The organism is Cupriavidus sp. GW821-FHT07C08, assembly GCF_059419025.1.
This window is the reverse complement of the sequence record NZ_JBWKQZ010000027.1, coordinates 58802-71544: the sequence shown is the minus strand read 5'-3', so window position 1 is coordinate 71544 and position 12743 is coordinate 58802. Positions and strand designations below refer to the sequence as shown.

General features: G+C 66.4%; 10 protein-coding genes. 3 read left to right on the top strand and 7 right to left on the bottom strand.

Annotation, left to right across the window (positions count from 1 at the left end; all coding sequences use genetic code 11):
- Nucleotides 1-7 precede the first annotated feature (7 nt).
- The 7 genes from oxlT to AC07UK_RS28025 form a co-directional block, all read right to left on the bottom strand.
- On the bottom strand, nt 8-1351 hold the full coding sequence (oxlT, locus tag AC07UK_RS28055; protein ID WP_436225240.1) for an oxalate/formate MFS antiporter: 1344 nt from the start codon (nt 1349-1351) through the stop codon (nt 8-10).
- 356 nt (nt 1352-1707) lie between these two features.
- Nucleotides 1708-3105, bottom strand: a complete 1398-nt coding sequence (pntB, locus tag AC07UK_RS28050) for a Re/Si-specific NAD(P)(+) transhydrogenase subunit beta (protein WP_436225239.1) — start codon at nt 3103-3105, stop codon at nt 1708-1710.
- Nucleotides 3106-3120: 15 nt separating this feature from the next.
- On the bottom strand, nt 3121-4683 hold the full coding sequence (locus AC07UK_RS28045) for a Re/Si-specific NAD(P)(+) transhydrogenase subunit alpha (RefSeq protein ID WP_436225238.1): 1563 nt from the start codon (nt 4681-4683) through the stop codon (nt 3121-3123).
- Nucleotides 4684-4720: 37 nt separating this feature from the next.
- On the bottom strand, nt 4721-5503 hold the full coding sequence (locus AC07UK_RS28040; protein WP_436225237.1) for a fumarylacetoacetate hydrolase family protein: 783 nt from the start codon (nt 5501-5503) through the stop codon (nt 4721-4723).
- Between the two features lie 138 nt (nt 5504-5641).
- Complete coding sequence (frc, locus tag AC07UK_RS28035) at nt 5642-6874, bottom strand: formyl-CoA transferase (RefSeq protein ID WP_436225236.1); 1233 nt, start codon at nt 6872-6874, stop codon at nt 5642-5644.
- A gap of 359 nt (nt 6875-7233) precedes the next feature.
- The gene (locus tag AC07UK_RS28030; RefSeq protein WP_011617427.1) at nt 7234-7953 is read right to left on the bottom strand and encodes a GntR family transcriptional regulator; all 720 of its coding nucleotides are present in this window, start codon (nt 7951-7953) and stop codon (nt 7234-7236) included.
- Nucleotides 7954-8229: 276 nt separating this feature from the next.
- Entirely contained in the window at nt 8230-9207 is a 978-nt protein-coding gene (locus tag AC07UK_RS28025; protein ID WP_013953337.1) for a 2-dehydropantoate 2-reductase, read from the bottom strand.
- Between the two features lie 205 nt (nt 9208-9412).
- Here AC07UK_RS28025 and AC07UK_RS28020 point away from each other — a divergent pair, with 205 nt between their 5' ends.
- The 3 genes from AC07UK_RS28020 to AC07UK_RS28010 all read left to right on the top strand — a co-directional run bounded on the left by AC07UK_RS28020 (nt 9413) and on the right by AC07UK_RS28010 (nt 12728).
- A complete protein-coding gene (locus AC07UK_RS28020; RefSeq protein WP_436225234.1) occupies nt 9413-10168 on the top strand; it encodes a TerC family protein in 756 nt (251 codons plus the stop codon).
- Between the two features lie 133 nt (nt 10169-10301).
- Nucleotides 10302-11915: an OpgD/OpgG family glucan biosynthesis protein gene (locus AC07UK_RS28015; protein ID WP_436225233.1), complete on the top strand. Its 1614-nt coding sequence runs from the start codon at nt 10302-10304 to the stop codon at nt 11913-11915.
- A 120-nt stretch (nt 11916-12035) separates the two neighbouring features.
- Nucleotides 12036-12728 (top strand): GntR family transcriptional regulator, encoded by a 693-nt coding sequence (locus tag AC07UK_RS28010; RefSeq protein WP_013953340.1) that lies wholly within the window; start codon nt 12036-12038, stop codon nt 12726-12728.
- Nucleotides 12729-12743: the final 15 nt, after the last annotated feature.

Genomic DNA, 12743 nt, shown 5'->3' with positions numbered 1-12743 from the left:
ACTGGGACTACTCCCCCTGACGCGGCGACATGCCAGCCAGGAACGCGGCGTCGGACACGCGCACTGCATCGGCATGCCCGGTGATAAAGCGCTTGCGCATGGGCGCCAGGAACACCTTGGCGGAGATCCCCGCCGCAATCGTCACCACCGCCGCCACCGAGAACACGGCTCCCCAGCCGCCATAAGCCGACAGGATCGATGCCAGCGGCACCACCATCGCCGCCGTGCCCTTCGCCGTGTACAGCGTGCCCGCATTGGCCGCCGCGAACTTGCTGCCGAAGGTATCGGCGCACAAGGCCGGGAAGATCGAGAAGATCTCGCCCCAGAACAGGAAGGTCAGCGCCGCGAAGAACATGAACCAGTACGGGTTGTGCCCCATCTGCATCAGCCCGAGCAGCGCCAGGCCTTCGCCGATGAAGATCACGAACATGGTGTTCTCGCGCCCGAACCGGTCCGACAGGAAGCCGCACAAGGGCCGCGTAAAGCCATTGCACAAGTTGTCGATCGACAAGGTCATGGTCAGCAGCGGCAGCGTCATGCCCAGCATCGTCACCGGCATCGAGGCGAAGCCGAAGTCCTTGGCGATGGGCCCGAGCTGCGCCGTCGCCATGATCCCGCCCGCCGCCACCGCGACAAAGCAGACGTAGATCAGCCAGAACACCGGCGTCTTCACCATCTGCCCCGGCGAGAACTCGACCGGATTGGTCAGCACCGCCTTGGCCGCCACCGCGCCCTTGGGCGCCTTAGGCTTCACCAGCAGCAGTGCCAGCACGAAGATGCACACGCCCTGCAGGATGCCGAAGGTCAGGAAGGCCTTTTCATAGCCCGAGCTCTGGATCATGTTGGCGATGGGGATCACCGTGATGGCCGAGCCGGCACCGAAACCGGCCGCCGTCAGCCCGGCTGCCAGGCCGCGCTTGTCCGGGAACCACTTCAGCGCGTTGCCGACGCAGGTCCCGTAGACGCCGCCCGCGCCGATGCCGGCAATCACCGCGGCCGCATACAGCTCCGGCAGCGTGGTCGCATAGGCATTCATCACCCAGGCCAGTCCCGCACAGATGGCCCCGCCCGCCACCACCGGGCGCGGGCCGAACTTGTCCACCAGCCAGCCTTCCAGCGGCACCAGCCAGGTTTCAGTCACGATAAAAATGGAAAATGCCACCTGGATAGCGGACGTGCCCCAGTGATGCTTGGCGTCCATCGGTGACACGAAGAGGGTCCAGCCGTACTGCAAGTTCGCCACCAGCCCCATGCACACCACGCCGATTGCAAGCTGGATCCAACGGTTCTGCAGCCCGCGGCCGTTCACGTTGCCGTGACCGGCCGAGGCCGATGCTTCAAATTGCGCCATCTGTCTTGTCTCCTGGTACCGTTTGTTTGTGCCTCGACGGGCACATCAGGGCTTTGTGGGTTGCCCTTCTCACATCTAGACCGGCGCCTGGCATTGCGGCACATGAAGTCGTGGATTCATGCTACCTGAAGCTTAATTTGACAGGTCTTAAAGTTTTTTATCGTATCTATTCACGATCATTTATATATGACTGAACCGGCATGAATTGCCTGGCGGGCTTCCATAGCGGCTCGTCCATGGTCCGGCGCCCGACCAGATGCCTTCGGTCCGTACCAGCAACGAAAGCCAGCGTCGCCCCGCAAGAGCGGGGGCGACGCTGGCTTGAATAAAGCGCGAACGGATCCGGAATGCTCACCTCAGGCCGGGGCTTCCTCCAACTGCCGCAGCAAGGCGTCGACACTGCCCTTGGCGTCGCCAAACCACATTCGCGTGTTGTCCTTGTAGAACAGCGGGTTGTCCACGCCGGCGTAGCCCGCCGCCATGCTGCGCTTGGACACCACCACGGTGCGGGCCTTCCACACCTCCAGCACCGGCATGCCGGCAATGGGGCTGCCTGGGTCTTCCAGCGCGCCGGGGTTGACGATGTCGTTGGCGCCCACCACCAGCACCACGTCGGCCTTCTCGAAGTCGTCGTTGATCTCTTCCATCTCCAGCACGATGTCGTAGGGCACGCGCGCCTCGGCCAGCAGCACGTTCATGTGCCCGGGCAGGCGGCCCGCCACCGGGTGGATGCCGAAGCGGACATTGACCCCCTGCGCCCGCAGCCGCCGCGCGATCTCGCTGATGGTGCCCTGGGCCTGCGCCACCGCCATGCCGTAGCCTGGCACGATGATCACGTCGCTGGCGTCCTTGAGCAGGTTGCCGACTTCCTCGCTGGACACCGGCAGCACCTCGCCCTGCTCGGTCGCCGCGCCCTGCGCCTGCACCGCGCCGAAGCCACCAAGGATCACCGACAGGAACTTGCGGTTCATCGCCTTGCACATGATGTAGCTGAGGATGGCGCCGCTCGATCCCACCAGCGCGCCGGTGATGATCAGCAGGTCGTTGCCCAGCATGAAGCCGGTGGCCGCCGCGGCCCAGCCGGAGTAGCTGTTGAGCATCGACACCACCACCGGCATGTCGGCGCCGCCGATGGCCAGCACCAGGTGCGCGCCGACCAGCAGCGCGATCCCAGTCATGATCGCCAGCGGCACCAGCCCCTGCTGCGCGTCGGGCGCGCTCAGGAAGGCATAGCCCAGCCACACGCAAACCAGCAGCGCGATGGCATTCAAGGCATGCCGCCCGGGCAGCAGCATGGGCTTGCCGCCCATGGTGCCCTGCAGCTTCAGGAACGCGATGATCGAGCCCGTGAACGTGACCGCGCCGATCAGGATGCCAAGGTAGGTCTCCACTTCATGGATGGCCTTCTCCGCGCCGGTGAGCGCATGGCTATCCAGGTAGTTGGCGTAGCCCACCAGCACCGCGGCCAGGCCGACGAAGCTGTGCAGCACCGCCACCAGCTGCGGCATCTGCGTCATTTCCACGCGCTTGGCCAGCATGGCACCGGCGATGCCGCCCACCAGCATCGCGCCGATGATGATGGCGATGCCGTCCGGGCTGCCCGCCAGCACGGTGGTCAGCACCGCGATCACCATGCCGGCGATGCCGAGCAGGTTGCCGCGGCGCGCGGTGCCGGGGTGGCTCAGCCCGCTCAGGCTGAGGATGAAGAGCGCACTGGCGCCCAGGTAAGCGATATTGCTGATTCCGGATGGCATCCCTGTCTCCCCCCTCTAGTCCCGCTGGAACATCTTGAGCATGCGCTGCGTCACCAGGAAGCCGCCGGCGATATTGATGGTAGCCAGCAGCACCGCACTGCCAGCAATCACCGCCGTCACCAGCGACGGCTTACCCAGCTGCACCAGCGCCCCCACCACGATGATCCCGCTGATGGCATTGGTCACGCTCATCAGCGGCGTATGCAGCGCGGCGGTGACGTTCCACACCACCTGGTAGCCGACAAAGATCGCCAGCACGAACACCGTGAAATGCGCCATGAAAGCCGGCGGCGCGACCGCGCCCAGGCCCAGCAGCGCAGCCGCCGCGATGGCCAGCGCGAGCAGCGTCGCGCCGGTGCGGCTGCGCGGCGGCTCGGCCTCGGCCTGCACCGGCGGCGGCGCGGCCGGCGCCTGCTGCTGCGGGATCGCCACCGTCAGTGGCGGCGGTGGCCAGGTCACCGTGCCCTGGTGCAGCACCGTGGCGCCGCGGATCATCTCGTCGTCCATGTCGACCACGAGCTGGCCGTCCTTGCCCGGCGTCAGCTCCGTCAGCAGGTGGCGGATATTGGTGCCATAGAGCTGGCTGGCCTGCGCGGCCATGCGGCTGGGCAGGTCGGTGTAGCCGATGATGGTCACGCCGTGCTGCCGCACCGCTTCGCCCGGCACGGTCAGCACGCAGTTGCCGCCCTGCTCAGCGGCCAGGTCGACCACCACGCTGCCGGCGCGCATCAGGCCCACCGTGCCGGCCTCAAGCAGCTTGGGCGCGGGCCTGCCCGGTATCAGGGCGGTGGTGATGATGATGTCGACCTCGCGCGCCTGTTCGGCAAAGAGACGCATCTCGGCTTCGATAAAGGCCGGGCTCATCTCCTTGGCATAGCCGCCGCCGCCGTTGCCGTCCTCTTCGATCTCGACGGTCAGGAACTCGGCGCCCAGGCTTTCGATCTGCTGGCGCACCACCGGCCGCGTATCGAAGGCGCGCACCACCGCCCCCAGGCTGCGCGCCGCGCCGATGGCCGCCAGCCCCGCCACGCCCGCGCCGATCACCAGCACGCGCGCCGGCGGGATCTTGCCTGCGGCCGTGATCTGCCCGGCGAAGGGCCGACCAAACGCATGCGCGGCCTCGATCACCGCGCGGTAGCCCGCCATATTGGCCATCGAGCTGAGCGCATCCAGCTTCTGCGCGCGCGAGATGCGCGGCACGCAGTCCATCGCCAGCACGGTTGCGCCGCGCTGCGTCAGCCGCTCCAGCATCGCCATCTGCTGCGCCGGCCAGACAAAGCCGATCAGCGTGGCATGCTTCTTCAGCAGCGCCGCCTCTTCCACGCCCAGGCTGGGATGGACCTGCGGCGGGCGCACCTTGATCACCACATCGACCGAAGCCCACAGGCTGGCCGCGTCGACAATGGCCGCACCGGCGGCGCTGTAGTCAGCGTCGGAGAACGACGCTTCCTGGCCGGCGCCGGTCTCCACCACCACCTGGTAGCCCAGCTTGAGCAGTTCCCTGACCGAGTCGGGCGTGGCGGCAACGCGCCGCTCGCCCGGGTGGACTTCGCGTGGCACACCGATCGTCATTGGCATGGCATTCACCGTTTTATGGAAGGAATCGGGCGCCGGCTCAGCCGCGCACGTGGTTGACCAGCGAGCCGATGCCCGCGATCGCCACCTCGACCACCGCACCGTCCTTCATCGACCCCACGCCGATCGAGGTGCCGCACGCAATCACGTCGCCGGGCATCAGCGTCAGGTCCTGCGAGATCCGGCTGACCTGTTCCTCGGGCGAGAAGACCATGTCCGACAGCGGGTAGTTCTGCCGCTCGACGCCATCGAGCCGCGTGATGACGCTGGCGGCTTTCCAGTTGAAGCCGCAGACAATGGCCGGGCCGATGCAGCCGAAGGTGTCGAAGCCCTTGGCGCGCGTCCACTGCGGGAAGTTGGGGTCGGCCGTGATCAGCTCGGCCGCGGTCACGTCGTTGACGACGGTGTAGCCAAAGATATGCGCGCCGGCCTCGGCCACCGACACATTGCGCGCCTTGCTGCCGATCACTATGCCCAGCTCGCCCTCATAGACGATCTTGCCGTCGTAGCTCTTGGGGCGCAGCACGGCATCGCCCGGCCCGGCCAGCGACGAGGCCGGCTTGAGCAGGAACAGCGGATGCGTGGGCACGGGCTTTTCCAGCTTGCGCGCGAGCGCATGGAAGTTGTTCCACAGCGCCACCACCTTGCCCGGCGCACAGGGCGCGAGCAGCGTCAGCAACGCGCGGTCATGCACGGCCCCCGTGGGGGCTGGGTCGTTGAAACCGTCGCCGTCATATTCGATGACACGGTTGCCATCGGCTTCGTCGATGCGGCCATGGCCGATGCTGCCGTCGGCGCGGCGAAAGCGTATCCAGGTTTGCACAGCATGCTCCTTGCGCAGGCAAAGGGAGACCCTGCCTGCTCCGATGTCGGTTGCAGGATCTTGGAAGAAATGGGATCGCGGGCGGCTCGCGCCCGGAATCGTCATTCCCGCACAGGCGGGAATGACGTCAGGCTTGCGTCATACCGCGCCGGCCAGCTTCATCGCGGCGATCTGCGCGGGCGAGCGCCCCAGCCACTCGAGGATCTCTTCGGTATGCTCGCCCAGCAGCGGCGAGCGCTCGATCTCCACCGGCGACGCCGAGAGCGTGATCGGGCAGCCCAGCTGCACGTAGCTGCCGCGCTGCGGGTGCTCCAGCTCCTTCAGGTAGCCGCGCTGGTACAGCGACTCGTCCTCGATCAGGTCTTTCATCGACAGGATCGGGCCGCACGGCACATCGACCTCGTTGAGCGCCGCCATCACGTCGAACTTGCTGCGGCCGCCGGTCCATTTCTCGATCACGGCAAAGCAGTCGGCCAGGTGTTTGAGGCGTGCCTCGGGCGTGGCGTAGTCCGGATTGGTGATCAGGTCCTCGCGCCCGCACAGGCGCATCAGCGGCTCCCAGCCCTGCGGCTGGATGATGACGTAGACATAGTCGTTGGGGCCGCCCGGCGCGCAGCGCAGCGCCGCGCCCGGCTGGCCGCCGCCCGAGGCATTGCCGGCGCGCGGCACGTGGTCGCCGAACTCATCGTTGGGGTACTCGCGCAGCGGGCCGTTGGACAGGCGCTGCTGGTCGCGCAGCTTGACGCGGCACAGGTTCAGCACCGCGTCCTGCATCGCCACTTCCACGCGCTGGCCGCGGCCGGTATGCTCGCGCTGCAGCAGCGCGGCCAGGATGCCGACCACGCAATGCACGCCTGTGCCCGAATCACCGATCTGCGCGCCGGTGACGGTAGGCACGCCTTCAGCATCGCCCGTGGTGGAGGCCGAGCCGCCCATGCACTGCGCCACGTTCTCATACGCCTTGCAGTCCGCGTACGGCCCCGGGCCGAAGCCCTTGATCGAGGCATAGACCAGCCGCGGGTTCAGGTCCTGCAGGTGGTCCCAGTCAAAGCCGGCGCGCTCCAGCACGCCCGGCCCGAAGTTCTCGATCAGCACGTCGCAGCGCTGGACCAGGTCTTCGAGCAACGCCTTGCCTTCGGGCGTCTTCATGTTCAGCGTCAGGCTGCGCTTGTTGCTGTTGAGCATGGTGAAGTACAGGCTGTCGGCATTGGGCACGTCGCGCAGCTGGCTGCGGGTAATGTCCCCGCGGCCGGGCATTTCCACCTTGATCACGTCCGCGCCCAGCCACGCCATCAGCTGCGTGGCCGAGGGGCCCGCCTGGACGTGGGTCATGTCCAGGATGCGAACGCCTTGCAGTGCCTTGGTTTCCATTTCGGATGTCTCCTCGGGCGATGGTTTCACTTGTATATGGTCTGATTCCTGGTGCTCGGCGCGTACTCACTCGGGTCCGTTCCGGCCTCTCGATGACATACGGTATGTGATATATCAGAAGAGAGCAAGAGGAGTTTGCCCGGTGGGACACAAATTTCGACGATGCAATGCAGCAATCGGCCGGTTTCGCCTATCGGAAGTGGGGAAACTTAGGGAAATCCCGAATCAGCCAGCCAGGATCTTTTTCGCATTGATATATCACACACCATAGCGCGAAACGCTCGCCCGCCATCCGGAAACGCACAAAAGCAAAACGGCGGACCCAAGTCCGCCGTTTTGCCGCCCTGCCCCGTCCGCCTTCAGTCGAGAAAATCGCAGTGCCGTTCCACGTAGTCAGCCAGGTCCAGCGAATGCTGCCGCACCAGGCGCTCGGCCAGCTCGGTATCGCGCTTCTCAAGCGCCTCGATGATGCGCAGGTGGTCCACGATGGAGCGCGCCGCCCGGTCGCTCTGCGAGATCGTCATCTTCCGGATCGCGCGCACGTGGATAAAGATATTGCGGATCGTGTCCATGATGATGTGCGACTTGGACAGCTGCACGATCGCCTGGTGGAACGCGATATTGGCGTCGGAATACTCTTCGATATGCTCGGCCGGAGTGGAATCACGGAAGCTGTCGAACATGCTGCGCAGCTGCGCGATCTCGGCATCGGTGGCGTTCTCCGTGGCCAGCCGCGCCGCCATGCTTTCCAGCGCGGCCCACATCTGGATCATCTCCACGATCTCGCGCTTGGTCTTGCGCATGATGTAGATGCCGCGCCGGGGCACGGTGCGCAGGAAGCCTTCCTGCTCCAGCAGCGTCATGGCTTCGCGGATGGGCGTGCGGCTGACACCCATGGCCTCGCTCAGCACCCGCTCATCGAGGCGGATCTCGTCGCGCGACTGGTAGATGTCAGCGTCGGCGATGGCCTGGCGCAACATGGCGTAGGCCTGGTCGCGCAGGCTTGCGCCGGCGTTGATCGGTTGCACGGACAAGGCCAGCCCGTTGGGCTGGACGATGGATTGGCTTTGCGCAGACATGAATGAGCTCGTGTGAGACCAGCGGCAGGGTGGCCGGAATGGCTACCCCCGCATTGCCGCACAGCTTAGCAAAAACGCCTGACCCATTACGAAAACGCATCAAACAATGCGTTGTTGTCATGCATCGGCACAGTAGCGGTGCGCGGTCTGTCGTATATGGTATATCACTATCGCCCTGCCTTTCTCGCTTCGCAAGCCCGGCGCACGCCATCTTGGCGCGCCTGGCGTGCGCCAGGGGATACCTGACCCGGCGGTATCCCCTGTTTCCAGCCGCGCTCAGGCAGCCAGCTTGGCCATCGTGTCGCGCTGCTTGATCAGCCCCAGCACGGCGTCACACATCGGCGTGGGCTGCGCGACCAGGCGTCCCATTTCCTGCACCACGGTCAGCAGCGGGTCGATTTCCATGGCCCGCCCGGCCTCCAGGTCCTGCAGCATCGAGGTCTTGTGCGCGCCCACGGCACCGGCGCCGTCGATGCGCCGCTCCACGTCGACGCGGAACTTGACCCCGAAGCGCTCGGCGATGCCCTGCGCCTCCACCATCATCTGGCGCGACAGCGCCCGCGTGGCCGGGTCGGCGGTGATGACGTCGAGCGTGGCATGCGTGAGCGCGCTGATCGGGTTGAAGCACAGGTTGCCCCACAGCTTGAGCCAGATCTCGTCGCGGATGTTGTCGCGCACCGGGGCGTCCAGGTCGGCGGCCATCATCATTTCGCTCAGCCGGGTCACGCGCGCGGAGCGGCTGCCATCCGGCTCGCCCAGCGGAAACTTCTTGCCGTAGACATGCTTGATCACGCCGGGCGCAACGATCTCGGCCGCGGGATATACCACGCAGCCGATCGCCCGCTCCGGCCCCAGTCCCTTCCATTGGCGCCCGCCGGGATCGACGCTTTCCAGCGTGCTGCCGGCCAGCTCGCCGCCATGCTTGTAGAAGTACCAGTACGGAATGCCGTTGACGCCGGTGACAACCGCGGTTTCCGGCCCCAGCAGCGGCTGCATCTGGTCCACCACGCCCGGCACGGAATGCGCCTTGAGGGTGATGAACACATAGTCCTGGTGCCCGAGCTCGCGCGGGTCGCTGGTGCATCGCACCTTGGCCACACGCTCCTCGCCGTCGATCTGCAGCTTGACGCCATGTTCCTGCATTGCCGCGAGATGGGGGCCGCGCGCGACGAAGCTGACCTCCGCCCCCGCGCGCGCCAGCTGCGCCCCAACATAGCCGCCGATGGCGCCCGCACCGTAGATACACACTTTCATTGCTGTCTCCTTGATGGCCCGATTTAGATGCTTTGATATATCACATACTATATTCCATAGAGGCGCATGGCAACCGCGTCAAGCAAGCATTATCTTTACGGATCACACTGCGCGGGCAAGCGGCGCTGCGCTAACATGACGCCTGCATGTGCCCCGGGCGGACCACCGTCTGGCGCCAGCCTGCAACCTGACACCCGGAGCCCTCATGGAAGCGTCGTTGGCATTGCTGCAGGACCCCGCCGCGTGGGCGGCACTGGCCACCCTGGTGGCCATGGAAATCGTACTGGGGATCGACAACCTGATCTTCATCTCGATCCTGACCAACAAGCTGCCAGAAGCCATGCGCGAGAACGCGCGCAAGATCGGCATCAGCCTGGCGCTGGTGATGCGCCTGGGCCTGCTGGCCACCATCGCCTTCATCGTCAAGCTCACCGAGCCGGTGTTCACCATCCTGGGCCAGGGGCTGTCGTGGCGCGACATCATCCTGATTGCGGGCGGCGCCTTCCTGGTCTGGAAAGCCACGCGCGAAATCCACCACCATGTCTCGGCGGACGAGGAAGCCGAGGAAGGCGGCGCGGCCAAGGCGGTGCAGAGCTTTGCCTCGGCCATCGGCCAGATCCTGGTGCTGGACCTGGTGTTCTCGATCGACAGCATCATTACCGCGGTCGGCATGACCGAGCATGTGCAAATCATGTTCGTGGCGGTGATCGCCGCGGTGATGGCGATGCTGTTCGCGGCCACGCCGCTGGCCAACTTCATCAACCGTAACCCGACCATCGTGATGCTGGCGCTGGCCTTCCTGATGATGATCGGCATGACACTGGTCGCGGAGGGCCTCGGCACCCATGTGCCCAAGGGCTATATCTATACGGCAATGGCGTTCTCGGCCGCGGTCGAGGGGCTGAACATGCTGGCGCGGCAGCGGCGCCAGCAGCGCCGGGCCGGCGGGCAGGCGCACTGATGTGCGGCGGCGGCCGCTTGCAGCCAGGCTGCGGGCGGCTGCCTGTAACAGAGGGTGTCCGAACTTTTCGCGGACGGCGGCGTCTCTTACAGTTCTGCACAACCCCCGGACAATAAAAGGACGCTCTCGCCACATGATGAACCGCCGAACCCTGCTGGTCTCCGCCACCGCCTCCGCCGCGCTTGCCGCACTGGGCATTACCCCGTCGGTGCTGGCAGCCAGCCGGATCAAGCTCGGCGACGCCCAGCCATTCGGTTTCGACGCCCTGATCGAACGCGCCCGCGCGCTGGCCGGCAAGCCCTACGCGCCGCCGCCGTCGCCGCCCGCGGACGTGCTGTCCCGCATCGACTACGACGCCCACGGCAAGATCCGCTTCCGCACCGACGACGCGCTCTTTGCCAGTGGCCCCGGCCAGTTCCCGGTTACCTTCTTCCACCTCGGCACGTATTTCCGCACGCCGGTGCGCATGCACGTGATCGAGAGCGCCAAGGGCGGCCCCGCCAAGGCCCGCGAGATCGTCTACGACGACGCCTACTTCGACATGCCGGCCGACAGCCCCGCGCACAAGCTGCCGCCGGGCAGCGGCTTTGCCGGCTTCCGCTTCCAGGAAAGCCGCCTCGGCGACCAGAAGACGCGCGACTGGCGCAAGAACGACTGGGTTGCCTTCCTCGGCGCGTCGTATTTCCGCGCCATCGGCGACCTGTACCAGTACGGGCTGTCCGCGCGCGGCGTTGCCATCGACGTGGCCGAAGCCGGCAAGTCCGAGGAATTCCCGGCCTTCACCCATTTCTGGTTCGAGACACCCGAGGGCAACGGCGATACCGTCACGGTCTATGCCCTGCTGGATGGCCCCAGCATCGCCGGCGCCTACCGCTTCGTCATGCAGCGTGGCAAGGCCGTGATCATGGATGTGGAATGCGCGCTGTTCCTGCGCAAGGATGTGGGCCGGCTGGGGCTGGCGCCGCTGACCTCGATGTTCTGGTTCTCTGAAGGCATCAAGGGCATCGCCGTCGACTGGCGCCCGGAGGTGCACGATTCCGACGGCCTGGCGCTGTGGAACGGCGCCGGCGAGCATATCTGGCGCCCGCTGAACAACCCGCCGCAGACCATGGCCTCGGCGTTTTCCGACGATAACCCGAAGGGTTTCGGGCTGCTGCAGCGCGACCGCCTGTTCGACCACTACCAGGACGGCGTCAACTATGAGCGCCGCCCGAGCCTGTGGGTCGAGCCGCGCGACGGTTGGGGCGCCGGTTCGGTGCAGCTGGTTGAGCTGCGCACCGATGACGAGATCCACGACAACATCGTCGCCATGTGGGTGCCCAAGGCCCCGGCCAAGGCCGGCAGCACCTACCGCCTGCGCTACCGGCTGCACTGGCAGGCCGACGAGCCCTTCCCCTCGCCGCTGGCGCGCTGCGTGGCCACGCGCCTGGGCAATGGCGGCCAGCCGGGCCAGCCGCGGCCCAAGGGCGTGCGCAAGTTCATGGTCGAGTTCAAGGGCGCGCCGCTGGAAAAACTGCCCTTCGGCGTCAAACCCGAGGCCGTGCTGACCGCCTCGCGCGGCACCTTCTCCTACGTCTTCACCGAGGCCGTGCCCAACGGCGTGCCGGGCCACTGGCGCGCCCAGTTCGACCTGACCGCCGACGGCAACCAGCCGGTCGATATTCGCCTGTTCCTGAGGATGAACGGCAAGCCGCTGTCCGAGACCTGGCTCTATCAATACCATCCGTTCCAGTCACCGGCGGGCTGAAGCGCCCGGCACTGCCGCGCGCCGGGCCCTTTACCCCATATTGCGTCGCCGTGATGTCAGCCGCGCACGAGCGGGTATGATGGCTGGCTACGACAGTCCAACCGCATCAGCCAGCCTCACATGATTTCTCAAGAGTTCGCCGGCGCCGCCGAGAGTGGCCAGGCCGCATCGCTCCCGCGCTCAGAGCGCGCCTACCAGCAACTGCGCGCCGCCATCCAGGCCGGCCAGCTATCCCCCGGCACGCGGCTGCGCGAGGTGGAACTGGCCGAATCCCTGGGCCTGTCGCGCACGCCGGTGCGTGAAGCGCTGTCGCGGCTGGAGTCCGAAGGGCTGGTCGTCAACGAGCCCAACCGCGGCATGATGGTCACCCAGCTCGACGCCAGCATGGTCAGCGAGCTGTACGTCATGCGCGAAGTGCTGGAAGGCACCGCCGCCGCGCTGGCCGCGCGCCACGCCACCGACGTGGAGATCTCGCTGCTGCGCGATATCGTCGAGCGCGACCTAGCCATCGCCGACGACCCCGACCGGCTCGCGCTGAACAACCGGCTCTTCCACGAAACCCTGCACCGCTGCGCCCACAACCGCTACCTGCTGAAGACGCTGCGCTCGCTGCATGAGTCGATGGCACTGCTGGGACGCACCACGCTGGCGGTGCCGGGACGCGCGCGCAGCTCCTACGAAGAACACATCTCGCTGGTCGAGGCGCTGGAAAAGCGCGACCCGGCACTGGCCGAGCAGATCGCGCGCCGGCATATCCAGCAGGCCTACAAGGTGCGGCTGTCGCTCTGGATCCAGGAACAGTCGGGCAGTTGATCTGCCAGGCGGCTG